This is a genomic window from Providencia sp. PROV003 (genome assembly GCF_045040775.1).
Classification (GTDB): Bacteria; Pseudomonadota; Gammaproteobacteria; order Enterobacterales; family Enterobacteriaceae; genus Providencia; species Providencia huashanensis.
In genome coordinates, this window is the sequence record NZ_CP096369.1 from 793,321 (window position 1) to 816,853 (window position 23,533).

A 23,533-nucleotide genomic window follows, 5' to 3' on the forward strand; every position below is an offset into this window, starting at 1 on the left:
ATCGTAACTATGGCTGAATCAAATTCTGTTTTATATCGCCAACTTCCTGCAATCGATAAATTATTGCAGCTTGATGAAGTACAAGTATTGGTCGAGCAATCAGGATTGCATTGGGTAACAGCATGCTTACGTGAAATGCAAGAACAAGCCCGAACTTGTATTTCACAGTTTGGAAAATTACCTGCTTGGCACGATGATTGGCTAAAAGAACTATCCGTCCGCCACCAAACATTAGGGCAAAGTGCGTTAAAAAGCGTCTTTAATCTAACGGGGACGGTACTGCATACCAATTTAGGTCGAGCAGTAATGCCAACCTCGGCGATTAATGCAGTTAGCCAAGTGATGAATTCGCCAGTTACATTAGAATATTCTCTTGATGGCGCCATGCGTGGTCACAGAGACCGCGCGATTGCGGATTTACTCTGTGAATTAACAGGGGCAGAGGATGCATGCATTGTTAATAATAACGCAGCGGCAGTTTTGTTATTATTGGCAACAGTCGCGAATGGTCAGCAAGTCATTGTTTCTCGTGGTGAACTCGTCGAGATTGGCGGGGCTTTTCGCGTACCAGATGTGATGGCACAGGCCGGTTGCCAACTGGTTGAGGTGGGCACAACAAACCGTACTCACTTACGTGATTATGAAAATGCAATTAATGAGCAAACTGCATTGTTAATGAAGGTGCATACCAGTAACTATAGCATCGAAGGGTTTACTGCTGAGGTAGAGGGAGATGAATTAGCGGAACTGGGCAAAAAATACCAGTTACCGACGGCGATTGACTTAGGCAGTGGCTCCATGATTGATATGACAACCTTGGGGTTACCCGCTGAGCCAATGCCTCAAACCTATCTTGCTCAAGGTGTTGATTTAGTTTCTATTTCCGGTGATAAGCTTCTTGGTGGGCCACAAGCAGGGATTATCTTAGGGAAGAAAAAATGGATTGAGGCAATCCAAAAGCACCCGTTAAAACGCGCACTGCGCGTTGATAAAATGGTGTTAGCTGCGCTTGAAGCTACCCTAAAACTCTATTTAACCCCTGAAAAACTAGTTACTGAGTTACCGACCTTGCGATGGCTAACCCGTGAGCCAGAAGTGATCCAAAGGAGCGCAGAAAATATCTTAGTAGCACTGCAAGCTTTTTACGGTGACAAGTTTATTGTGGAAGTTGAGTCTTGCTTATCGCAAATAGGAAGCGGCTCGCTACCTATTGACCGGTTACCGAGTTTTGCGGTGACTTTTGCACCATTAGATGGAAAAGGCAGTACGCTGGAACAACTTGCCTCCCAATGGCGGCGGCTACCTCAACCCGTTATTGGTCGTATGAAAGAAGGCAAGCTGTGGCTTGACCTGCGTTGTCTTGATGATGAACATGCTTTATTACAGGTTTTACTTTCATGATTTTTGCGACAGCTGGCCATGTTGACCATGGTAAAACATCATTAATTCAATTGATTACAGGTATAAATACATCTCACCTTCCCGAAGAAAAAAAACGCGGGATGACGATTGACCTCGGTTATGCCTATTGGCCGCAACAGGATGGTAGTGCAATTGGCTTTATTGATGTGCCAGGGCATGAAAAATTCTTAGCGAACATGCTAGCTGGGGTTGGCGGCATTAACCATGCTCTACTGGTTGTGGCATGTGATGATGGTGTAATGGCTCAAACACTTGAGCATCTATCCATTTTAAGGCTCGCTGGCTGCCAAGATATCACGTTAATCCTTACCAAGGCTGACCGAGTTGACCATTCACGTATTGAACAAGTGATACAACAAGCTAAATCAGAGCTAGCACGGCAAGGTTGGCCTGACGCTAAATTATTTATCACCTCTAGCGAAGATGGGCGTGGTGTTGAATCACTACGTTTATATCTACAACAGTTACATCAACTCAATGGCGCTCATGAAAATTTGCAGCGCCGTTTTCGTTTAGCCATTGACCGAGTTTTCCATGTAAAAGGGGCTGGGATTGTGGTGACGGGAACTGCGTTAGCAGGGAAAATACAAGTCGGGGACTCACTATGGGTTACTGGTGCAGATAAACCGGTTAGAGTCAGAGGGGTCCATCGGCAAAATCAATCCTCAGACTGTGCGCAAGCGGGTGACCGTGTGGCATTGAACCTATCCGGTGATATTGCGAAAGAAGACATCACTCGAGGTGATTGGCTGTTGTCTCAGCAACCGGCCTTTATTGCAAACCGTGTGATTGTTGAGCTGGAATGTGACGCATTAATTAAGCATTGGCAACCTGTACATCTTTATCATGGAGCAAGTCACATTACCGGACGCGTATCTTTATTAGTGGAGCAAGGGGAAACCCCCATTCTTGCCGAGTTAATTTTAGATACTCCATTATGGTTAGTGGATAATGACCGGCTGATTATCCGTGATATAAGTGCTCGCCAGACATTAGGCGGGGCACGTGTGATCCGTTTAGTCTCCCCGCGTCGTGGCAAAAGGCTTCCCGAGTTTTTAGATTGGTTATCAAAGCTGTGTAAAGAGCACGATGAGCTTGCGCATTTTAAGTTACAACTTCCTCAGGGGGAGCTTAATTTACAGGAATACAGCTGGGCGCGGCAATTAACCCATGAAGCGGTAGAAAGCTTATTGGTGCAAACAGATGCAGAGCGTGTCGGTAACAATGTACTGTCAGCATTTAAAGCCCAAGTGGCTAAAGAGCGTTTAGTACAGACCCTTGAGAAATTTAACCAAGTCCATAGTGACCAAATCGGGGTTGGGAAAGCCCGATTAAAACGCATGGCGCTCCCTTCTATGAGTGAAGCGTTAGTGTTTAAGCTGATTAATGACCTTATTGATGAAAAGGTCATTAAGCAAACGCGCGGTTGGTTACATATGCCTCAGCATGGGTTGGTTTTCGACGCTGAGCAACAATTAATTTGGCAGCAGATTTACCCGTTATTTTCTCGTAATGAGGCTTGGTGGGTACGTGATCTCGCATTAGAAAGTGGCTATGAGGAAGAGACAATGCGGCGCGTACTTAAAAAAGCCGCACAAATGGGGTTAGTTATCGCGATTGTGCGTGACCGTTATTACAGCAATGAGCAAATTAGCTATTTTGCTGCGAAGATCCATCGTTATTGCTTAGAAAATGAAGTGATTTTTGCGGCGGATTTTCGTAATCAATTGGGCATTGGTCGAAAACTTGCGATTCAAATTCTTGAGTTTTTTGATAAAAGCGGTTTTACTCGTCGTAAAGGCGATGGGCACTATTTGCGTGATAAAGGGATTTTCGTTGAATAAACTGAGTGTTTTAGTCCGTTATAGTAGTGCTTCATAGCAAACCTTCAATATTAACCTTGTGGTAAAACCGATGAAGAAAAAGTTATTTGCAGGCTTTTATCTGGCATTAATTTTTATTGGCTCACTTTTTTTAGTGTTTGAAAAAGGGAGTGTGATTTATCCTGCGCTGATTTCAATCAGTGTATATGCTGCCTTATTTGGTGTTTTAATGGTGCTTACAGCTCGCTGGTTATTTTCAGTGGTTATTACCAGTACCTTGTTTATTATCATTAAATTTTTAAACCAGTTAAAAGTTCATTACTACAAAGAACAACTTTTCTTCACCGATATTAACATCATGACCGATACCTCCAATATGGGCACCTTGGGCCATTATTGGTTAGCGGGTGTTGCCTTGGTCGCCTTGGTTATTTTGCTAGTGGTTAATGGTGTTATCAGTTGGCGCCTAGTGTCATCATCTAAATCATTAACTTCACGTATTGTTGGGCTGATCTTAGTTGTTGCGGGTTATTTTGGGGCGAGTTTTACAAGCGACCATTATTATGATCGATGGTCTCAAACTTTACCTAAGGGCCGTGGGACAGTCACAAATATTATCATGTCTGCAAAAAACTCGAGTTATCAATCACCGCAATTTGCAGGTTCTGCGGATTATTTCATCGAGAAAGCGGCAACGGTAACGTTAGAAAATACAACGCCTTCAGAAAAGCCAGATATTGTTTTATTACTTCAAGAATCAACGGTTAACCCAAATATTTATGATTTACCTGCTGGGACAAAACTTCCTGAATTATTCATGTTCCAGCGAGATGAGGGTGTTGCTGCATCTAGCCAAATGCGGGTTCAGACTTTTGGCGGTGGTACTTGGTTATCAGAGTTCTCAGCGCTCACAGGTTTAAATAGTGATGATTTTGGTGCACAAAAAAGCGGTGTTTTTTATTTTATTGTCGATAACTTAAAAAATAGCCTATTCAAAGAAATGAAAGCCAATGGCTATTATACAGTTGTCTTAACACCGTTTAATAAAGGGGCTTACCATTCAGGTCATGCTTATGAAACCCTCGGTGTCGATAGAATTATCCAGCCACAAGAACTCGGTTATCCAGGTAAATTACAAGATAATCTATGGACAATCAGCACGGAAGATATGCTGAAATATGTCAAAGAAATTTTAGCAAAAGAAACGGACAAACCTGTTTTTATTTTCTCTTTAACAATGTATGAGCATGGGCCTTATAAAGAGAGCCACAGTGATGATTACGGGATAAAAGACAAAATTAAACAGGCAGATGCTGCCGGTGAATTTAGCCACTATATGGAGAAAATTATTGCCTCAGATGCATCAATCCGTGACTTTGCTAGCTTTATTGAAAAGCGAGACCGCCCACTAATGTTCTTGTATTTTGGTGATCACCAGCCGGGTATTAGTTTAAATCAATATAATTCCCCTCTGTCGTCACCAGCTTACCTGACTCAATTTACGTTACGTGATAATTTGAAATCAGGGACACACATTGAAATAGGCCCATTAACCGATATTTCCTTCTTAGGGGGTATCCTATTGGAGCGCGCAAATTTAAAGGTTTCGCCATTCTATGAGGCTAATATTAAGATGCGCCATCTTTGTGAGGGTAAATTGAATGATTGCGAAGACCAGAAGCTACTAGATAGCTATCGTAATTATATTTACCGCACTTTAAAATCCGCAGATAAAGTAGATAACAACTAAATATCAGTAAGTTGTGGCAGGTATCTAACCATACCTGCTACTGATTTTATCTTTATATCGTCTACCTTTCTTCCTATCTAACCTTAACGTTTCTTTAAAAGGAAAATTTTTTATTTATTATTCGGTTAGCGATAAAACCATTTTTGACTTTTTGTGTCTTATATTCAGGTCAGTTTATTTAAATGACCAAAACGCTCAATTAGAGCTTGGAAATGGTTTAATGCTAGAAGATGGTGAATATGAAATACTTGGTCACGGGAAGTGCAGGCTTTATTGGTTTTAGGCTATGTCAGCGTTTATTAGAAAGTGGGCATGAGGTCGTCGGTATTGATAACCTTAATGCTTACTATGATCAGGGCCTTAAACAATCCCGCTTACATTTATTAGAACAATTTCCGCTATTTCGTTTTCTTCACCTTGACCTAACCGATCGCGAAACCATCAGGGTATTGTGTACCCAAGAGCAATTCGATAGGGTTATTCACCTTGCGGCACAAGCGGGGGTTCGTTATTCGTTGGAAAACCCATTTGCTTATGCAGATAGCAATTTAACGGGTCACCTAGCTATTTTAGAAGGTTGCCGCCAAGCCAAAGTAAAACACCTTGTGTATGCTTCTTCTAGCTCCGTGTATGGCGTGACAGATAAGGTCCCATTTACTACCGATATGCCAACCGATCATCCAATCTCATTATATGCAGCAACGAAGAAAGCCAATGAATTGATGGCGCACTCCTACTCACATCTATACCAGTTGCCTACAACAGGGCTGCGCTTCTTTACCGTTTATGGCCCTTGGGGCCGGCCAGATATGGCCTTATTTAAATTTACTAAAGCTATTTTGGCGGGGGAGCCCATTGATGTCTATAATAACGGCAATCTCAGCCGTGATTTCACTTTTGTTGATGATATTGTCGAAGGTGTGATCCGTATTTCGGATATAATTCCACAAGCAGACCCGCACAATAACGGTGCCTCACCGGCAGAAAGTAGTGCGCCATACCGTATTTATAATATTGGTAATGGGCAGCCCGTTAAATTGATTGAGTTTATTTCAGCGTTGGAAAAAGCGCTCGGTAAAGAGGCCATTAAAAACTTCTTACCTATGCAAGCAGGGGACGTCTACACAACTTGGGCAGACACTGAAGACCTATTTAATGTGACAGGTTATCGTCCACAAGTGTCTATTGAGCAGGGTGTTCAGGCCTTTGTTGATTGGTATCGTTCTTATTACCATCAATAAAATAATACATCCGTAGCAGAAATTGAGAGGCAAGTTTGAAAATAGCAATCGCAGGGACCGGCTACGTCGGCCTATCTAACGCCATGTTACTGTCACAAAATCACGAAGTGGTTGCAGTCGATATCATCCCTGAAAAAGTGGCAATGCTAAACAATCATCAATCACCGATTGTTGACGCTGAAATTGAGCAATTCTTAACGGAGAAAACGCTCAATTTCCGTGCCACAGAAGATAAAAACGAAGCCTATACGGGCGCGCAGTATGTGATAGTGGCGACGCCAACAGACTACGACCCAAAAACCAATTACTTCAATACTCAATCGGTTGAATCTGTTATTCATGACGTGAATAACATTAACCCCGCAGCGACGATTATTGTGAAATCCACCATTCCTGTGGGCTTTACTGAGCGTTTACGTGAAGAGTTTGGTTACACCAACGTGATTTTCTCCCCTGAATTTTTACGTGAAGGCCGTGCTCTGTGGGATAACTTACACCCTTCCCGCATTGTGGTCGGGGAGCGTTCTGAGCGTGCAAAGGTTTTTGCTGATTTACTGCTAGAAGGTGCAATTAAAAAAGACGTTCCGGTGTTATTTACCGATGGAACCGAAGCCGAAGCCATTAAACTGTTTGCCAATACCTATTTGGCGATGCGAGTGGCGTACTTTAATGAACTCGACACTTATGCAGAAAGCCGTGGCTTAAATGCACGCCAAATCATTGAAGGTGTCTCTTTAGACCCACGTATTGGCAGCCATTATAACAACCCATCATTCGGTTACGGCGGTTATTGTTTACCGAAAGATACCAAACAGCTACTGGCTAATTACGATGACGTGCCAAATAACTTGATTAACGCCATTGTCGAATCCAACCGTACCCGTAAAGACTTTATTTCTGATGCCATTATTGCTAAAGCACCACACAAAGTGGGGGTTTATCGCTTAGTGATGAAAGCGGGCTCTGATAACTTCCGTGCTTCAGCGGTACAAGGTGTGATGAAACGCATCAAAGCCAAGGGCATTGAAGTGGTGGTGTATGAACCTGTTTTAAATGAACCTGAGTTTTTCCGTTCAAAAGTGGTCAATGACTTAGCGGAATTTAAGGCTCAATGTGACATTATTTTAGCCAACCGCATGGTGCCTGAGTTGGAAGACGTAGCGAGTAAAGTCTATACCCGTGACTTGTTTGGTAACGATTAAGCTTATCAACCTGAAATAGATTGGTCATCGAATTGGCCAATCTATGCGTCAAGTCCCCGTATTGTCGCTAAAACCCTATCTATTTTGTGCTAAATGCCACAATTACTCATTTTATTCGCTGATTTTGCAAGAATCGCTAAGAAATGCCTTTTCCCCTTTGCTAGCATCAGCTGATCTACTTAAATAAACTGGCTTTTTGTCATGCAAAAAATAATTAAAAAACAAATGGATAGTTTTACGACTTATCAAAAAGAGGGAACAATCGATTTTTGGCAGGTTATTAATGATTTTATTCAAGGGAAAATTGATGGCAAAAATTTAGGAAGTGGCAATATCGATAGAAGTGTTGCACGTATTAATATTGATGGTCGGAATTTTATTATTAAGTGTGAAAAAGAGCGTGATAAACGCCTTGAAAAGAGAATAATGCGCATTATCTCTGGGCCTTTTTATTCAACCTTATTAAAACGCTTAGTTGTCGCTCAAAATAAAGGCTGTACTGTCACAAATGATATTTACTTTGTGGCTGAAAAAATAAAATGCCGTGAATCAATCGAAACGTGGATTATTGCTGAGTATGTAGAAGGGACAGTACTCTCTGAGCTTGACGATATCACGCCTTACTATGAGGAGATGAAATCGGTCATTCATCAGTTACATCAATACGGGTTATCTTCTAATGATGTCCATACGGGGAATTTTGTTTTAACGGACAATGGATTGAAAGTCATTGATTTATCAGATTATGGTAATTTGTCTATTTGCAAAGCTAATGACTTAATTGCTTTACAACGTTTTTACGGTATCGAACCTGATCACAAAAACCTTATCTATCGATTTATTCGTTTCAGGGATAACTTTCGCCATTGGTCGAGAAAACTTAGAGGAAAGAAAACGCGGTTATAACTTAGCGACTTTATTTTCTTTATCAATAAGTGATTAATTTAGCTGGTAAATGGCATCTAAAAATTCAGGGATAAAACTGCCTGTACCGTGGCACCGTCGTGTCGCTGTTTCTCCTGCTTGTTTCATTAATGCGCATGCTGTTGCAACATGCTGTAAACGGTCGCCAGTTAAGGTACAAAATGCGCCAACAACAGCAGAAAGCGCACACCCAGTGCCAACCACTCGAGTCATTAATGGATGACCCCCTATGACGGCAATCGTTCGCGCCCCATCGGTGATGTAGTCAACTTCGCCGCTAATTGCCACGATTGTAGCCGTTTTTCGCGCTAATAACTGAGCTGCCGGTAGAGCATCACTCGTGGTATTCAGGGAATCAACCCCCCTCCCACCAAGGCTTTCACCGGCTAATGCCATGATTTCGGATGCATTGCCACGAATAGCGGCGGGTTTTAGTGTGAGTAGCTCTTGACAAAATTGTGTCCGAAAACTCAGCGCCCCCACGGCAACAGGGTCTAACACCCACGGCTTATTGGCAGCATTAGCACTCTGTACCGCTAAACGCATAGCATGCTGCCGCGGTGCAGTTAGCGTGCCTACATTGATTAATAACCCACTGGCTATGGCAGCAAATTGCTCCGCTTCTTCGGGCTCAATGACCATGGCGGGGGAACAACCCAAGGCAAGAAGTACATTGGCTGTAAAGGTTTGAACGACATCATTGGTCATGCAGTGGACAAGGGGAGAGGCAGACTTAAGTTGCTGTAATATATTTGATTTTGTTACGTTGTCGATACTTTCAAATTCAGCCATGTGCCCCTCTCGCATAATAGAAACTGTAGAATAACTCATGCAGTTTACAGGTTATAATCATTAATGAAATAGCTTAATAATCAGAAAGATAGTTTTGTATCACCATCCCCCCAGCCCCTTGAGCGACAATTTCATAAGAGTCATTTGCTGGGTAAATACGTGTTTTAATATGCGGGAAAATAGACAGTTTGTCTTCAATGGATTTTTTAGTCACCGCAAAAAAGTGGTTTTTAGGTGTTAATGTGCCCCCGCATACAACGACATCCGCTTGCGTGATCAAAACGGCATTAGCAATCGCAATACCATAATAATAGGCAGCTTCTTCAAGTGCCTCAAGACACAATGCATCATTCAAGGTTAACGCTTTGAAAATAATATGGTAATTAATCTCAGATTCATGATTAACTAATTCATTGATAACTGAGGGCTTTCCTAAGCGAAGTTGTTTTATTATTCGGGTTTTAATCGCAGATAGTGAGCTATACTGCTTTAAACAGCCAAATGACCCACATTCACAGCGTTGGCCATTGATATCAATCGTGGTGTGACCAAATGCTTGGGCGGTACTGATAGGCGCAGGGGCGTAGTGATTATTAATTATGGTGCAGCTGCGGATGTCAGTATCACAAGTAGTGAATAAAAACCTTTGGCTATCAGAGGTATAGCGTAAGCGATATTCAGCAAAAGCCGCAAAGCTGATCCCACTCCCGAGTAATACAAAGCAAGGTACTTTGTCAGTAATATAACGATATAGCTCTTGTATCCGGGCGCTATATTGGTGATAAGGTAGTTTATCGCGCTCTAAAATATGGTCGATAGCAATCCCTATGCCAAGCAAGCTTTCAAGCTTGAGATGGTGTTCCTCAAGCAGGGTGTTAACCTTATTTAGCAGATGATCTAGCATGTTTTCTGCTGTTTCTAAGTGTTCATATTTCACTTTGACTATGCCTAAAATATCCAGCTTTAGGTTTTGTAAAACAATGGTCGAGTAGATATCACTCATTTCAATCCCAACTAAATAACCATCAGCAGGGTTGATGCTATACAGAATGGGTTTACGCCCACCAGTTGATTCTCCGAGTTCTGAGGTCGAAATTAATTGGCATTTACTCAGCTCATCGAGCAGCCTTGCACAGGTGGCAGGCTTCATACTGGCCAATGATGCCAAGGTTTCAGCTCTAATTGGACCATGGTTAAGAATCAACCGATAGAGGACTTTGAGTTTTTGTGTTTTTGAATTTTTTGAGGTGCGAAATTCATTTAATAGTGTATGTAACAAGCGCCCCGCTCCTTTCTATTGCCAACTCTTGCGCTAGAGATTAGCAAATCTACGCATAAAATACTGTTTCGTCCGACACATCATACCGAAATACTTTTTCTTAAAATGAGATTAAGATCGCTGTTCTGTTTTTAAATTGCTTTATGATCGATTTTAACAATTTTTAGTCGATGTCAATTTGGAGACCGCCATGCATCATACAAAAGATATTTTAGAAAGCTTGAGTTTTATTCAGTCTCGCACAGATATGAAACCTACTGTTGGCATTATTTTAGGGTCAGGATTAGGGCCATTCGCCGACACATTAGAAAATGCGGTACATATTCCTTATAGTGAAATTCCCCATTTTGCGAAATCAGAGGCGGTTGGTCATGCCAACGAGTTAGTCATAGGGACTATCGCAGGCAAAAATGTTGTTGCTATGAAAGGGCGTTTTCATTATTACGAAGGCTTTTCCCTTGATCAAGTCACTTTCCCTGTGCGTTTAATGAAAGCTCTGGGTGTCGAAAAACTGATTATTACTAATGCTTGCGGTGCAGTGAATACTGAGTTTAACCCAGGCGATCTGATGATTATCACAGACCATATTAATTTGACGGCGAACAACCCATTAATTGGGCCAAATAACCCTGAATTAGGTGTGCGCTTCTTGGATGTTAGCGAAGTCTATAACAAAGAGTTACGTCAAACGATTAAAGATGTTGCCACAGAGCAAGGGGTCAGTGTGCGTGAGGGCGTATATGCATGGTGGACAGGGCCAACTTATGAAACACCTGCCGAAATTCGCATGATCAGAACGTTAGGCGCTGACGCCGTTGGGATGTCTACTGTACCTGAAGCCTTGGTTGCTCACCATTCACAAATTAAAACAGTCGGGATTTCCTGCTTAACCAATATGGCGTGCGGTATTTTAGAACAACCTCTCAGCCATGACGAAGTGATTGAAACGGCAGAAAAAGTCAAAGCAACTTTCTTGAAGTTAGTGACAGGTGTGATTGAACGCTTCTAATTTTTTAAGCTTCTTTTTCTCAAAATAATATAAAGAATGTTGTAAGTATAGGCAGGATGAATATTGAAATGAAACTCAAAGGTTTAATTCTAGTTTCTTTAGGCGCTTGTAGTTATGGCATTCTTTCGACGTTAGTCATTCTAGCTTATCGTGCTGGGTATTCCCTTAATGATGTCATCGGTAGCCAAACGGTACTTGGTGCGATATTACTTTGGTTTTTTGTCGTCGTTGGCGCATGGGTAAAAAGAGTTCGTTTAGTCTGGCCAACGGGTCAGCAGGGGTTGTTGATGTTACTCACGGGGACAACAACAGGCTTAACGGGGCTACTGTATTATGCATCGCTACAGTATTTATCGCCTGCTCTTGGTGTTGTGTTATTTTTGCAATTTACCTGGATGGGGGTAGTAATTAATACGGTAGTGACGCGCCAAATACCGCCTTTCATGACGGTAATTTCTGTTGTCGTCATATTAATCGGAACAGTACTGGCGACAGGGTTACTGAATAGTGAAACGGTGGTGTTTCATTGGCTTGGTGTGTTATTAGGGCTATTAGCCGCATTATCAAATGCTATCCGCGTGTATGTCAGTGGGGCCTTAGCAATAAAAACTGACCCAATGATGCGTTCTGCAATTATGGTAACAGGCGGAGCTATTTTGACATCAATCGTTGTACCACCCACCTTTTTGCTAAGTGCTTCAACGTTTCAATCGTTATTTTTCTCTTATGGATTACCTCTCGCTTTTTTTGGTTCCTTTTTTGGTATGTGGATGTTTGCCAAGGGCACTCCACTTATTGGCACCAGCCTAGCGACCATTGTTAGCTCAATGCAACTTCCCGTTACTATTTTATTGTCTGTAACGGTATTGCATTTACCTCTTGAATTCATTCAGTTTGTTGGTGTTGTCGTCATTCTTATGGGTGTCGCCATTGCTGAGTTGAAAATAAAAACGAATAAATGTAACTCCAAACGGAGCTTCGTATGAATATTAAATCCCGCTTAAAAATCATGCTTTTTCTACAATATTTTGTCTGGGGAAGTTGGTTGATTACACTCGGCTCTTACATGATGAAAACATTGAGTTTCTCAGGTGCAGAAGTCGGTATGGTTTATAGTTCGAAAGGTGTAGCCGCTATTTTAATGCCCGGTATTATCGGGATAATTGCAGATAAATATATTCCAGCAAATCGGCTATATATGATTTGTCATTTGATTGGCGCTGCGGCTTTATTTTATGCAGCTACAGTAACCAACTCGACAGTGATGTTTTGGGTGATGCTGATTAATGCGATGGCTTTCATGCCAACCATTGCGCTTTCGAACAGTATTAGCTACTCATCATTAAGCCAATATCAGTTAGACTCGGTCAGTAATTTCCCGCCTATTCGTGTATTTGGTACCATTGGTTTTATTGTGGCGATGTGGAGTATTAGCTTATTGAAATTTGAGCTAAGTAGTATGCAACTTTATATTGCAGGTGGTTGTTCATTACTTTTAGCGCTTTATTCACTAACCTTGCCAAAAATTGATGTCAATAAAAAAGCCATTTCAAGTAGCTGGATCAGTAAGCTAGGTTTAGATGCGCTCGTTTTATTTAAAAAACCGATTATGGCGGTGTTTTTCTTATTCGCTATGTTACTTGGTGCTGTTTTACAAATCACCAATACGTTTGGTAACCCATTCTTGCATGATTTCGGCCTGAACCCGCTATACCAAGATAGCTTAGTTGTTCAGTACCCATCGATATTATTGTCGATTTCTCAGATGGCTGAAGTGTGTTTTATCTTAGCAATTCCCTTCTTCTTAAAACGCTATGGCATTAAAACAGTCATGTTATTGAGTATGTTTGCTTGGACATTAAGGTTTGGTTTCTTTGCGTTTGGTGACCCATCTGCGATTGGCTTAATGTTCTTAATCATGTCAATGATTGTTTATGGCTGTGCGTTTGATTTCTTCAATATTTCAGGGTCTATCTTTATCGAAAGAGAAGTCGACACAAGAATGCGGGCAAGTGCTCAAGGTTTATTTATGACGATGGTGAATGGCGTTGGTGCGTATTTTGGCGCTATTTTAAGTGGGTTAGTTGTCGATTATTATACGGTAGATGGGGTTAAAGATTGGCAAATGATTTGGTTGGTCTTTGCATCTTATACCGTAGTATTAGCGATAATATTCCAATTTACGTTCCATTATCATCACGATAAAAACACTGGCTTGAAAGAAGCCAAAGCCAATTAGTCAAAAGTGGCGTAAACCCCGTTCAATACGAGCGGGGATACCCGGATAAGCTGTTAAAATTAAGCCAATCAATACAAGTACCAATTGGCTTAATTTTTTAGTTATTGAAGAGGGTTATTCAATATTCTGAATTTGTTCTCTCATTTGCTCAATCAATACTTTTAGCTCGACGGCAGAGTTAGTGACTTCGCTATTGATTGACTTCGACGCTAATGTATTTGATTCACGGTTAAATTCTTGCATCATAAAATCAAGGCGACGACCTGTTGCCTCTTTTTTCTTCAGAATATTACGTGTTTCTTTAACATGTGCTTCTAGGCGATCTAATTCTTCAGAAACATCAATACGCTGGGCTAACAAAATAAGCTCTTGCTCTAAACGGTTGTTATCCACTTGGATTTCCGCTTCTTCAAGCTTGCTGTGCAAGCGGTCACGTTGCCATTGTAAAATTTCAGGCATATGTTGGCGGACTTTAGCTACTTCAACCAGTACACCATCGAGGCGTTGTTCGATTAATGCATGCAGTGACGCGCCTTCAGCTTCACGGCTTTGAATGAAAGCATCAATGGTTTCATCTAAGCCTGCCATTAATTGTTCGCTAATGGCGTCTAAATCTTGCTCACCTGCTGACATCACCCCAGGCCAACGTAAAATTTCCAATGGGTTAATTTCACCTTCATGGCTATAATTTTTTACCCAATTAGCGGCACTAATTAATTGGCGAGCAAGCCCCTCATTAAGAATTAATTCACCACGATTTGCCCCATCTAGCTCAAAACGCAGGTTACATTCCACTTTTCCTCGAGTTAGGCGAGAACGTAAACGCTCACGTATAACCGGTTCAAGGCTTCTAAATTGCTCAGGTAAGCGAATATAGGTTTCTAAATAGCGTTGGTTTACGGAACGCAGCTCCCAGGCCGCACTCCCCCATTCACCCTTGATATCACGGCGGGCAAAAGCGGTCATACTTCGGATCATAATTCGTTCCTATCATCATCAAATTAGGGGGATTATAACGCTATGAGGGATGACAGGATAGGCATTATCGCTTTAAGGACGTATAATGCGTCCCAATTTGAGTTGATAATGGAGATAACACCATGCGCCCAGCAGATAGACAAGCAGACCAAATGCGCCCGATTAATATCACGCGCAACTATACCAAGCATGCAGAAGGCTCTGTTCTTATTGAGTTTGGCGACACTAAGGTGTTATGTAATGCAACTGTTGAAGAAGGCGTTCCACGCTTTTTAAAAGGGCAGGGGCAAGGCTGGGTAACCGCTGAATATGGCATGTTACCGCGAGCAACTAATTCACGTAATCAACGAGAAGCGGCGAGAGGAAAACAAACAGGCCGCACGATGGAAATTCAGCGGTTAATTGCCCGCTCTTTACGAGCTGCGGTTGACTTGAAAAAATTAGGCGAATACACCATAACGCTAGATTGTGATGTGATCCAAGCCGATGGGGGTACTCGTACCGCTGCGATTTCAGGCGCTTGCGTTGCTTTAGTTGATGCTCTGAACAAAATGGTAGAGCAAGGTAAGCTAGCTAAGAGCCCATTAAAATCGATGGTTGCAGCAGTTTCTGTTGGAATTGTTAATCAAGAAGCACTGTGTGATCTTGAATATGTTGAAGACTCCGCCGCAGAAACCGATATGAATGTTGTTATGATGGATGACGGCCGTATGATTGAAGTACAAGGCACCGCAGAAGGTGAACCGTTCAGCCATGAGGAGTTACTCGCATTATTAGCACTTGCTAAAACGGGCTTAGAAACGATTTTTGAAGCTCAGCGAGAAGCGCTGAAATAAGTTAATGATTCGTTAGGCGGCTAAATAGTCGCCTTTTTTATGCTTAGAGATCGACCCTTGTTTTTAAGTACGGTACTTATAACAAATAGTCTCTAATTCGTTTTGTCAGATATTAAACAGTAATCCATGAGGAGAATGACCAATGAAAGCCTATCAGCGCGATTTTATTGAACTTGCCATGAAAAAACAGGTGCTTAAATTTGGTGAGTTTACGCTGAAATCAGGTCGCAAAAGCCCTTATTTTTTTAATGCAGGGCTATTTAATACGGGACGTGATTTGGCACTTGTCGGTCGTTTTTATGCGCAAGCGCTACAAGATAGCGCAATAGAATGTGATGTCATTTTTGGGCCAGCGTATAAAGGTATCCCAATCGCAACGACAACCGCAGTCGCACTAGCAGAACACCATGATATTGATATGCCATATTGCTTTAATCGTAAAGAAGCAAAAGATCATGGAGAAGGGGGCATACTCGTGGGGAGCCCATTACAGGGAAAAGTCGTGGTCGTTGATGATGTGATTACCGCGGGGACCGCTATCCGTGAGTCTATGGAAATTATTAAACAGCATAAAGCGACGTTGAATGGTGTTTTATTGTCCCTTGACCGTCAAGAAAAAGGCAAAAGTGAAATTTCAGCGGTACAGGAAGTTGAACGCGATTATCACTGCAAGGTTTATTCAATCATTACGATGAGTGATTTAATTACCTATCTTTCTGAAAAAGAGGGGATGCAGGAACATTTAGTGGCAATGAAGGCTTACCGAGAACAATACGGAATTGAATAAAAAAATCCCCGCGCCCAATAACGGGCGGGGTGAGTAGTATAAATAATTGGTTATTGTAACTGAGCTAGAATTAAAGGCCAGCGTGCTTCGAACTCCACCGTTGGCCGATAACGAAATTCAGAGCGTACAAAACGTGAGAGCATACCTTCACAAAAGGCTAATAGTTGAGAGGCAAGTAATGACTCATCATGGATAAACCCATGGCCATCACGTATTTTTTTCTCTTTCAACACCTGCCGTAATTGCGATTCAATACGTTCAAACAATTGGTTAATACGGTCTTGTAGCCTATCTTGCTCAAACATTAACGCATGACCAGTCATTATACGCGTTAGCCCTGGGTTTTTCTCTGAAAAGCCTAGAACTAGCGCTAATATTAACTTGATTCTGATAATAGTATCTTTTTCATCATTTAAAATCAGATTGATGCGCGAAACCAGTGAGTCTTCTATAAACCCAATGAGGCTATCGAACATTTTCATTTTACTTGGAAAATGACGATATAGCGCAGCTTCTGACACACCAACGGTGGCCGCAAGTTTTGCCGTTGTAATACGCTGGCTACCATCACTACTTTCTAACATTAACGCAAGAGCTTGTAAGATCTCATCACGCCTGTTACGTTTTTTTGTTGTCGCTTTTTCTGCCATGTCTAATAAGACCCCTGCTAAAACAGCAAAACAAACTATCCAAAATTTTGCTTTTAGTAAAGAGACTTACGCAGCAAAATAGGTTTTAAAAATGTAGAGTTTATAAGCAATTTTGAGCTTTTCCCTGTTGTTGATTATATGACTGATTGTTTTTATTGATAAATATAGAACCTAGTGCCGGTTCTATATAGCATATTAAACATCAGGGGGTTTTATTTATTGACGGCCAGAATGACCAAAGCCACCTGCACCGCGCTCAGTTGCATCAAAATCATCAACAATATTAAATTCAGCTTGAACAACGGGAACAAACACCATTTGTGCCATACGCTCACCAGGTTCAACTGTAAAAGATTTATCGCTACGGTTCCATACAGAGACCATAAGCTGCCCTTGGTAATCGGAGTCAATCAACCCAACTAGATTACCAAGTACTACCCCGTGTTTATGGCCTAAGCCTGAACGAGGTAAAATCACAGCAGCAAGGTTTTCATCTGCTATATGAATAGCTAAACCTGTTGGAATCAATTCTGTTTGACCCGGTGCTAAGTCGATCGGTGCGTCAAGGCATGCACGTAAATCTAAACCGGCAGAGCCTGTAGTTGCATAGGTCGGCAGAGGAAATTCAGTACCGATACGGCTATCAAGAATTTTTAGGTCAATTTTTTTCATAACGTTGAAGTATCTCGTCAAGTAAGTAGTGGCTTAATTCAGTTTTACTGCAATGAGGCAAACGAGTATCACCATTGCTATCAAAAAGGTGTAATGCATTGTTATCGCTATTAAACCCGTTATCCGCAAGGGATACATCATTGGCACAAATTAAATCTAATTGTTTTTGTTGCCGTTTTTGGCGTGCATATTCTTCCACATTTTGGGTTTCTGCTGCAAACCCAACAACATAGGGCCTGTTTTGTTTCAGGTTGCCCACACTCGCTACGATATCTGGGTTTTTGACCAGTGTAATCATAACTTCATCGCCTTGTTTTTTTATTTTATTTTCGGCGATCGTTTTGGCGCGATAATCTGCAACGGCAGCACACCCAATAAAAATATTTTGTTCAGCAATGGTTTGATGCACTTTATCATACATATCTAAACCACTAATGACGTCGATTCGATTAACCCCTGTTGGAGTTTCAAGGTTTACAGGGCCTGCAATTAATGTCACTTCGGCACCACGTTGACTAGCTGCTTGTGCAATAGCAAACCCCATTTTCCCTGAACTGTGATTACTGATAAAACGAACAGGGTCCAATGCTTCACGTGTTGGGCCCGCGGTAATCATCAATTTAATGCCTTGTAAGTCAAGCTTAGGGTTGAAATGTTCAGCTGCGAGACGAACGATTGCTAATGGGTCAAGCATACGGCCTGGGCCAATATCACCACAAGCTTGGTTACCGTCATCCGGCCCCCAAATCATACATTGGCGTTGTTGCAATCTGATTAAATTGTCTTGTGTGGCGCTCGCCCGATACATTTGTTGATTCATGGCTGGCACAACGGCAATAGGAGCTGAAGAGGCGAGACAGACCGTCGTTAGTAAGTCATTTGCCATTCCAGCACTAAGTTTAGCAATTAAATCCGCAGTTGCTGGTGCTAAAATAATTATATCAGCCCATTTAGCCAATTCAATGTGACCCATTGCGGCCTCTGCTGCTGGGTCTAACAGGTCATCAGAAACAGGATGCCCTGAAACAGCTTGCAAAGTTAAAGGGGTAATAAAGGCTTTTGCGCCCTGAGTCATGACGACTCGCACTACTGCACCTTGATCACGCAAGCGACGTGTCAGCTCAGGGATTTTATAGGCAGCGATGCCCCCGCTGATCCCAATAACTACCTGCTTACCTAATAGTGATAGCTGATTCATTATTTTTATCCGATTCGCTCAATGTGGAAGGCATATTACCACATCATCAGTTTAGGTGGCGCGCTCGATTTGACATCAGATTGTTATTTTTGCGAAGCGTTACTCAAACACGGATAGGCAGGCTTGTTAACGTTTTCTAAGCTATATAAAAAGGTTCGAAAAGGGTTTTGGGGCGAAGGAATAAAGGGATGAGAGAACATCAGGAGTTACCACCGAGGGAAAAACTACTTGCATACGGGGCCGCCTCATTATCGGATGCGGAACTATTAGCGATTTTCTTGCGAACAGGAAGCCAAGGGGAACCCGTTTTACAGTTAGCCAAACGTATGATCAAAGAATTTGGTTCCTTATATTTACTCATCCAAGCTGATTACGAAAAGTTGATGCAGTGTAAAGGTATGGGGAACTGTAAATTTACACAGTTACAAGCCATAAGTGAATTGGCTCGTCGTTTTTTTTCTGAGCAATTTTTACATGAAGATGTAATGAGCGGGCCTGAATTATTGAAGTCAAAGTTGTTAGATTTGTTTGCGGGCCGGGAGCGTGAGGTTTTTATTGTTTTGTTTTTAAATAATCAAAATCAAATTATTTGCCATGAAGAAATGTTTAAAGGCACATTAAATAGAGTTGAGGTACATCCGAGGGAAATTATTCGCTTTGCTATTAAAATGAATGCTAGCGCAATTATACTGGCTCATAACCATCCTTCGGGTAATCCTGAACCGAGTATGGCTGATAAACAAGTTACTGAACAAATTCAACAAGCTTGCTCTCTTATGGGCGTGAAATTACTTGACCATTTTGTAGTCGGGCACAAACAATGCGTCTCATTTGTAGAGCGGGGATGGCTATAAAATTATTTTTTTGCCTAAAAAATGACAACTTTCGTTGTGTTGGGCTTGAGTGAAATCGATTGAAAGCGTATACTACGCCACCTTTAAGGATCTTGGGTTTGGCGAGAAGGGCCTATCTCAGTAAATTTTTTACTCAGGTATAAACGGTTTTTTCAGTCAATGAAAGTTTGCTGAGATGGGCTCCTAAGCCTGACGAGGCGGCCATACCCAGAACAAAAAAGCTCGAGCTGATTAGATTTTTGGAGAATAGACATGTCACGAGTCTGCCAAGTTACTGGCAAGCGTCCAATGAGCGGTAACAACCGTTCACACGCATTAAACGCGACCAAACGTCGTTTTTTGCCAAACCTGCACTCTCACCGTTTCTGGGTTGAGTCTGAGAAACGTTTCGTAACACTGCGTGTATCTGCTAAAGGTATGCGTGTGATCGATAAAAAGGGAATTGATGCGGTTCTTGCTGAACTGCGTGCCCGTGGTGAGAAGTACTAAGGAGCTAAAAAATGGCTAAAGGTATTCGCGAGAAAATCAAGCTGGTCTCTTCTGAAGGTACAGGTCATTTCTATACCACTACGAAGAACAAGCGCACAATGCCAGAAAAACTGGAAATGAAAAAATTCGATCCAGTTGTTCGTAAGCATGTGATCTACAAAGAAGCAAAAATCAAGTAATTTTGCTATCTGCGTTAAAAACTCAGCTTCGGCTGAGTTTTTTTTTGCTTAAAAATTGGTTAGTTACGGATATGCGCATTCGAGGCTATGACCATTATTCTGAAAGTAGTAACATAGCTAGTAATTATTGAATTAATAATGATATTCGTTGTCAAATATCTATCGTCTTTTACACATAATATAGACCTGATTAAGAGTGCCTGGTGAAAAAACAGTTTAAAAAAATTCTTGTGATCAAGATGAGGTTTCATGGGGACATGCTGCTGACTACACCTGTTATCAGCTCATTAAAACACCAATATCCTGATGCAGAAATTGATGTTTTGCTTTATCAGGAGACCATTCCCATCCTCTCTGAAAACTCTGAAATCAATGCCTTATATGGCATGGCGAGTAAAAAAAGTTCTGGATTGAGTAAAGCCTGTAATTTTATCAAGCTAATGCTAAAGCTACGTAAAAATAAATACGATTTAGTTGTTAATTTAGCTGATCAGTGGTTGGTTAGCTTATTGGTTAGGGCTATCCCTGCTGAAATGAAAATCTCTCATCAATTTACTCATCGAGATTCTCAATATTGGCGTAACAGTTTTACTCATTTGACCCCACCTGAAGGGGAACATGTTGTTGTAAATAATTTATCCGTACTTAAGCCGTTAGAAATAAAAGAATTAAAAACGCATCTAACGATGTTATACTCGGCGCAAGATTGGAAAAATATTGACGAAAAGTTATTAAGCTTAGGCGTCCATAGTAGCTATGTGGTTATCCAACCAACAGCCCGTCAACTTTTTAAGTGTTGGGATAATGAAAAGTTCTCAGCGGTCATTGATGCACTGCAGTCTCGTGGTTACCAAGTTGTTTTGACTTCAGGGCCGAGTAAAGAAGACCTTGAATGTATTAATCAGATTGCAGATGGCTGTAATACAAAACCTGTTACTGAGCTTGCGGGGAAAACAACGTTCCCTGAGTTAGGGGCTCTTATTGCTCATGCCGCTTTATTTATTGGTGTGGATTCTGCGCCAATGCATATTGCTGCAGCGGTAAACACACCTATCGTGTGCCTTTTTGGCGCGACAAATCATATTTTTTGGCGCCCTTGGAGTGATAATGTTGTTCAATTCTGGGCCGGTGACTATGAATCGATGCCACCCAGAGATGAGCTAGACCGCAATAAAAAGTATTTATCCATTATTCCAGCGTTAGATGTAATTAACGCAACAGAAAAAATGTTACCCATGAATATCCGCTCCATGATGAAAAGGTATTAATATGAATGTGGCATTCTGCTTATATAAATATTTCCCGTATGGTGGTCTACAGCGGGATTTTCTGCGTATTGCTACTGAATGCCAGTCACGTGGTCACCATGTTCGAGTGTATACCCAATCATGGGACGGTGATCAGCCTGATGGCTTTGAAATTATCATTGTACCGGTGACATCAAACACGAATCATGGCCGTAATACTCAATATTGCCATTGGGTTTTAGACCATTTGCAGCATCACCCAGTAGACCGTATTGTCGGTTTTAATAAAATGCCGGGCTTAGATATCTATTATGCTGCTGATGTGTGCTATGCCCAAAAAGTTGAGGAAGAAAAAGGTTTCTTTTATAAGCTAACCCCGCGTTATAAGCATTACGCAGCATTTGAAAAAGCTGTTTTTGCAGTGGGTAAGCCCACCCAATTATTGATGTTAACGCCACATCAAATTAGCCATTTTAAAACGCATTATGGGACAGAGAACCAACGTTTCCATATGCTTCCTCCAGGTATTGCTAAAAGTATAAAATACGACCAGCAAATACCGAATGCGAAACAGGTCTATCGCCAAAAAAATCAAATACCAGAATCTGCATTTTTATTGTTGCAAGTGGGTTCTGATTTTAGGCGTAAAGGTGTTGATAGAACATTAAAAGCGGTTGCTGCGCTCCCTGAAGATATTAAAAAAAATACGCTGCTGATGGTGGTTGGGCAAGATAAACCAGCAAAATACCAACGTTTAGCTGAAACACTTGGGATTGGGCAGCAAGTTTCTTTCTTTAGTGGTCGTAATGATATTGCCGAATTAATGGCAGCTGCCGATATATTAATGCATCCAGCTTATCAAGAAGCAGCAGGTATTGTGTTATTAGAAGCTATTACTGCAGGATTACCTATTATAGTGACGGAAGTATGTGGTTACGCTTCATTTATTGAGCAAGCCCAATGCGGTATGGTTATCAAAGAACCATTTGAGCAATCAGCTTTAAATTTAGCATTAGAAAATAGCCTAAAAAATTCTGTTCAGCTTGTACAATGGGCTCGAAATGCACAGTATTTTGCAGATACAGAAGATTTGTATAGCCTACCAGAAAAGGCTGCGGATATTATTTTAGGGTGCTCAAATGATTGAATTGAAAACGCCTTTCAGTGAATTATGGAAAAATAAAGATCCATTTGTTGAAAGCGATAAATTACATGGTGAAGTCTTCCGTGCATTAGAGTCGCGTAAAACATTACGTTTTGAAATTGAAGGGCGAAGCTATTTTATAAAGATCCACTATGGCACAACACTAAAAGAAGTTTTAAAAAATCTATTTTCTTTCCGTTTACCTGTTTTAGGGGCTGATAGAGAATGGAATGCTATCCATCAACTTACTAAAGTGGGCGTTGATACTATGAATGGGCGGGCATTCGGGCAAAAAGGGCTTAACCCTCTTCGCCGACATTCATTTATTATCACTGAAGATTTGACCCCGACGGTGAGTTTAGAGGATTATTGTGCAAATTGGCTAGATGAGCCTCCGGCATTTCGTACCAAGCAAATGATTATTCGTCGGGTTGCGGACATGGTACGTAAGATGCACGCGACAGGTATTAACCACCGAGATTGCTATATTTGCCATTTTTTACTTCATTTACCTTTTACGGGCAATGAAGACGATTTAAAAATATCCGTTATTGACTTACATCGTGCACAACTTAGAAATTCGGTTCCCATTCGTTGGCGCAATAAAGATTTAATTGGGTTATATTATTCTTCATTGAACATTGGGCTAACTCAGCGTGATATTTTTCGGTTTATGAAGGTATACTTTGAGTTGCCGCTAAGAACAATTTTGCAGCGGGAAAGAGTGTTAATAAGTAAAGTCGTTAGTAAAGCGGAAAAGATCAGAATAAGAACACAGAAACGTGGTTTGTAGAAATTAGAAATATAAGTGGATAGAT

The 23,533-nt window shown here is 41.4% G+C and carries 23 protein-coding genes; 17 read left to right on the forward strand and 6 right to left on the reverse strand.

The window, feature by feature from the left end; all coding sequences use genetic code 11:
- The first annotated feature begins 9 nt into the window (after positions 1 to 9).
- From selA to M1F14_RS03475, 6 genes are all read left to right on the forward strand, one after another.
- On the forward strand, positions 10 to 1,401 hold the full coding sequence (selA, locus tag M1F14_RS03450; RefSeq protein WP_042846755.1) for an L-seryl-tRNA(Sec) selenium transferase: 1,392 nt from the start codon (positions 10 to 12) through the stop codon (positions 1,399 to 1,401).
- On the forward strand, positions 1,398 to 3,266 hold the full coding sequence (gene selB / locus M1F14_RS03455) for a selenocysteine-specific translation elongation factor (protein WP_048605678.1): 1,869 nt from the start codon (positions 1,398 to 1,400) through the stop codon (positions 3,264 to 3,266). The genes selA and selB overlap by 4 nt, the downstream gene beginning before the upstream one ends.
- A 70-nt stretch (positions 3,267 to 3,336) precedes the next feature.
- Entirely contained in the window at positions 3,337 to 4,995 is a 1,659-nt protein-coding gene (locus M1F14_RS03460) for an LTA synthase family protein (RefSeq protein ID WP_129467246.1), read from the forward strand.
- 239 nt (positions 4,996 to 5,234) lie between these two features.
- Positions 5,235 to 6,236, forward strand: a complete 1,002-nt coding sequence (locus M1F14_RS03465; RefSeq protein WP_181468901.1) for an NAD-dependent epimerase — start codon at positions 5,235 to 5,237, stop codon at positions 6,234 to 6,236.
- Positions 6,237 to 6,271: 35 nt separating this feature from the next.
- Complete coding sequence (locus M1F14_RS03470) at positions 6,272 to 7,438, forward strand: nucleotide sugar dehydrogenase (RefSeq protein ID WP_048605682.1); 1,167 nt, start codon at positions 6,272 to 6,274, stop codon at positions 7,436 to 7,438.
- Between the two features lie 201 nt (positions 7,439 to 7,639).
- Positions 7,640 to 8,344 (forward strand): lipopolysaccharide core heptose(II) kinase RfaY, encoded by a 705-nt coding sequence (locus M1F14_RS03475; protein WP_048605683.1) that lies wholly within the window; start codon positions 7,640 to 7,642, stop codon positions 8,342 to 8,344.
- A 33-nt stretch (positions 8,345 to 8,377) separates the two neighbouring features.
- Here M1F14_RS03475 and thiM read toward each other — a convergent pair whose 3' ends face one another.
- Complete coding sequence (gene thiM / locus M1F14_RS03480) at positions 8,378 to 9,154, reverse strand: hydroxyethylthiazole kinase (protein ID WP_080972684.1); 777 nt, start codon at positions 9,152 to 9,154, stop codon at positions 8,378 to 8,380.
- A 73-nt stretch (positions 9,155 to 9,227) separates the two neighbouring features.
- A complete protein-coding gene (locus M1F14_RS03485; protein ID WP_071548791.1) occupies positions 9,228 to 10,433 on the reverse strand; it encodes an ROK family protein in 1,206 nt (401 codons plus the stop codon).
- A gap of 190 nt (positions 10,434 to 10,623) precedes the next feature.
- On the opposite strand from M1F14_RS03485, the gene M1F14_RS03490 reads away from it, so the two are divergent.
- The 3 genes from M1F14_RS03490 to M1F14_RS03500 all read left to right on the forward strand — a co-directional run bounded on the left by M1F14_RS03490 (position 10,624) and on the right by M1F14_RS03500 (position 13,681).
- Positions 10,624 to 11,442, forward strand: a complete 819-nt coding sequence (locus M1F14_RS03490; RefSeq protein WP_048605686.1) for a purine-nucleoside phosphorylase — start codon at positions 10,624 to 10,626, stop codon at positions 11,440 to 11,442.
- A 68-nt stretch (positions 11,443 to 11,510) separates the two neighbouring features.
- A complete protein-coding gene (locus tag M1F14_RS03495; protein WP_042846827.1) occupies positions 11,511 to 12,428 on the forward strand; it encodes a DMT family transporter in 918 nt (305 codons plus the stop codon).
- Positions 12,425 to 13,681, forward strand: coding sequence for a nucleoside permease (locus tag M1F14_RS03500; RefSeq protein ID WP_042846746.1), 1,257 nt, complete (start codon positions 12,425 to 12,427; stop codon positions 13,679 to 13,681). The genes M1F14_RS03495 and M1F14_RS03500 overlap by 4 nt, the downstream gene beginning before the upstream one ends.
- Before the next feature lie 114 nt (positions 13,682 to 13,795).
- Here M1F14_RS03500 and M1F14_RS03505 read toward each other — a convergent pair whose 3' ends face one another.
- Positions 13,796 to 14,659 carry a YicC/YloC family endoribonuclease gene (locus M1F14_RS03505; protein WP_042846745.1) on the reverse strand — a complete coding sequence of 288 codons (864 nt, stop codon included), beginning with the start codon at positions 14,657 to 14,659 and terminating at the stop codon, positions 13,796 to 13,798.
- A 122-nt stretch (positions 14,660 to 14,781) separates the two neighbouring features.
- On the opposite strand from M1F14_RS03505, the gene rph reads away from it, so the two are divergent.
- Together rph and pyrE are read left to right on the forward strand one after the other, a co-directional pair.
- Complete coding sequence (gene rph / locus M1F14_RS03510; RefSeq protein ID WP_042846744.1) at positions 14,782 to 15,495, forward strand: ribonuclease PH; 714 nt, start codon at positions 14,782 to 14,784, stop codon at positions 15,493 to 15,495.
- Between the two features lie 142 nt (positions 15,496 to 15,637).
- Positions 15,638 to 16,282: an orotate phosphoribosyltransferase gene (pyrE, locus tag M1F14_RS03515; RefSeq protein ID WP_042846743.1), complete on the forward strand. Its 645-nt coding sequence runs from the start codon at positions 15,638 to 15,640 to the stop codon at positions 16,280 to 16,282.
- A gap of 50 nt (positions 16,283 to 16,332) precedes the next feature.
- On the opposite strand, the gene slmA is transcribed toward pyrE, so the two are convergent.
- From slmA to coaBC, 3 genes are all read right to left on the reverse strand, one after another.
- Positions 16,333 to 16,932, reverse strand: coding sequence for a nucleoid occlusion factor SlmA (slmA, locus tag M1F14_RS03520; protein WP_042846742.1), 600 nt, complete (start codon positions 16,930 to 16,932; stop codon positions 16,333 to 16,335).
- Positions 16,933 to 17,148: 216 nt separating this feature from the next.
- Positions 17,149 to 17,604: a dUTP diphosphatase gene (dut, locus tag M1F14_RS03525; RefSeq protein ID WP_042846741.1), complete on the reverse strand. Its 456-nt coding sequence runs from the start codon at positions 17,602 to 17,604 to the stop codon at positions 17,149 to 17,151.
- Complete coding sequence (coaBC, locus tag M1F14_RS03530) at positions 17,591 to 18,802, reverse strand: bifunctional phosphopantothenoylcysteine decarboxylase/phosphopantothenate--cysteine ligase CoaBC (protein ID WP_048605688.1); 1,212 nt, start codon at positions 18,800 to 18,802, stop codon at positions 17,591 to 17,593. The genes dut and coaBC overlap by 14 nt, the downstream gene beginning before the upstream one ends.
- Before the next feature lie 188 nt (positions 18,803 to 18,990).
- On the opposite strand from coaBC, the gene radC reads away from it, so the two are divergent.
- From radC to rfaP, 6 genes are all read left to right on the forward strand, one after another.
- On the forward strand, positions 18,991 to 19,656 hold the full coding sequence (gene radC / locus M1F14_RS03535; RefSeq protein ID WP_042846739.1) for a DNA repair protein RadC: 666 nt from the start codon (positions 18,991 to 18,993) through the stop codon (positions 19,654 to 19,656).
- 252 nt (positions 19,657 to 19,908) lie between these two features.
- Positions 19,909 to 20,145, forward strand: a complete 237-nt coding sequence (gene rpmB, locus M1F14_RS03540; RefSeq protein ID WP_042846738.1) for a 50S ribosomal protein L28 — start codon at positions 19,909 to 19,911, stop codon at positions 20,143 to 20,145.
- Positions 20,146 to 20,156: 11 nt separating this feature from the next.
- Positions 20,157 to 20,324 (forward strand): 50S ribosomal protein L33, encoded by a 168-nt coding sequence (rpmG, locus tag M1F14_RS03545; protein WP_004924244.1) that lies wholly within the window; start codon positions 20,157 to 20,159, stop codon positions 20,322 to 20,324.
- Positions 20,325 to 20,527: 203 nt separating this feature from the next.
- Positions 20,528 to 21,592, forward strand: a complete 1,065-nt coding sequence (rfaQ, locus tag M1F14_RS03550; RefSeq protein ID WP_181468900.1) for a lipopolysaccharide core heptosyltransferase RfaQ — start codon at positions 20,528 to 20,530, stop codon at positions 21,590 to 21,592.
- Position 21,593: 1 nt separating this feature from the next.
- Positions 21,594 to 22,718, forward strand: coding sequence for a glycosyltransferase family 4 protein (locus M1F14_RS03555; protein ID WP_181468899.1), 1,125 nt, complete (start codon positions 21,594 to 21,596; stop codon positions 22,716 to 22,718).
- The gene (gene rfaP / locus M1F14_RS03560; protein ID WP_166697038.1) at positions 22,711 to 23,508 is read left to right on the forward strand and encodes a lipopolysaccharide core heptose(I) kinase RfaP; all 798 of its coding nucleotides are present in this window, start codon (positions 22,711 to 22,713) and stop codon (positions 23,506 to 23,508) included. Before M1F14_RS03555 ends, rfaP begins: the two co-directional genes overlap by 8 nt.
- The last annotated feature ends 25 nt before the right edge of the window (positions 23,509 to 23,533 follow it).

Bases quoted from the DNA above. Each gene is read 5' to 3' on its own strand.
- selA (WP_042846755.1), top strand. From the start codon at position 10: ATGGCTGAATCAAATTCTGTTTTATATCGCCAACTTCCTGCAATCGAT.
- selB (WP_048605678.1), top strand. From the start codon at position 1,398: ATGATTTTTGCGACAGCTGGCCATGTTGACCATGGTAAAACATCATTA.
- M1F14_RS03460 (WP_129467246.1), top strand. From the start codon at position 3,337: ATGAAGAAAAAGTTATTTGCAGGCTTTTATCTGGCATTAATTTTTATT.
- M1F14_RS03465 (WP_181468901.1), top strand. From the start codon at position 5,235: ATGAAATACTTGGTCACGGGAAGTGCAGGCTTTATTGGTTTTAGGCTA.
- M1F14_RS03475 (WP_048605683.1), top strand. From the start codon at position 7,640: ATGCAAAAAATAATTAAAAAACAAATGGATAGTTTTACGACTTATCAA.
- thiM (WP_080972684.1), bottom strand. From the start codon at position 9,154: ATGGCTGAATTTGAAAGTATCGACAACGTAACAAAATCAAATATATTA.
- M1F14_RS03490 (WP_048605686.1), top strand. From the start codon at position 10,624: ATGCATCATACAAAAGATATTTTAGAAAGCTTGAGTTTTATTCAGTCT.
- M1F14_RS03495 (WP_042846827.1), top strand. From the start codon at position 11,511: ATGAAACTCAAAGGTTTAATTCTAGTTTCTTTAGGCGCTTGTAGTTAT.
- M1F14_RS03500 (WP_042846746.1), top strand. From the start codon at position 12,425: ATGAATATTAAATCCCGCTTAAAAATCATGCTTTTTCTACAATATTTT.
- M1F14_RS03505 (WP_042846745.1), bottom strand. From the start codon at position 14,659: ATGATCCGAAGTATGACCGCTTTTGCCCGCCGTGATATCAAGGGTGAA.
- rph (WP_042846744.1), top strand. From the start codon at position 14,782: ATGCGCCCAGCAGATAGACAAGCAGACCAAATGCGCCCGATTAATATC.
- pyrE (WP_042846743.1), top strand. From the start codon at position 15,638: ATGAAAGCCTATCAGCGCGATTTTATTGAACTTGCCATGAAAAAACAG.
- slmA (WP_042846742.1), bottom strand. From the start codon at position 16,932: ATGGCAGAAAAAGCGACAACAAAAAAACGTAACAGGCGTGATGAGATC.
- dut (WP_042846741.1), bottom strand. From the start codon at position 17,604: ATGAAAAAAATTGACCTAAAAATTCTTGATAGCCGTATCGGTACTGAA.
- coaBC (WP_048605688.1), bottom strand. From the start codon at position 18,802: ATGAATCAGCTATCACTATTAGGTAAGCAGGTAGTTATTGGGATCAGC.
- radC (WP_042846739.1), top strand. From the start codon at position 18,991: ATGAGAGAACATCAGGAGTTACCACCGAGGGAAAAACTACTTGCATAC.
- rpmB (WP_042846738.1), top strand. From the start codon at position 19,909: ATGTCACGAGTCTGCCAAGTTACTGGCAAGCGTCCAATGAGCGGTAAC.
- rpmG (WP_004924244.1), top strand. From the start codon at position 20,157: ATGGCTAAAGGTATTCGCGAGAAAATCAAGCTGGTCTCTTCTGAAGGT.
- M1F14_RS03555 (WP_181468899.1), top strand. From the start codon at position 21,594: ATGAATGTGGCATTCTGCTTATATAAATATTTCCCGTATGGTGGTCTA.
- rfaP (WP_166697038.1), top strand. From the start codon at position 22,711: ATGATTGAATTGAAAACGCCTTTCAGTGAATTATGGAAAAATAAAGAT.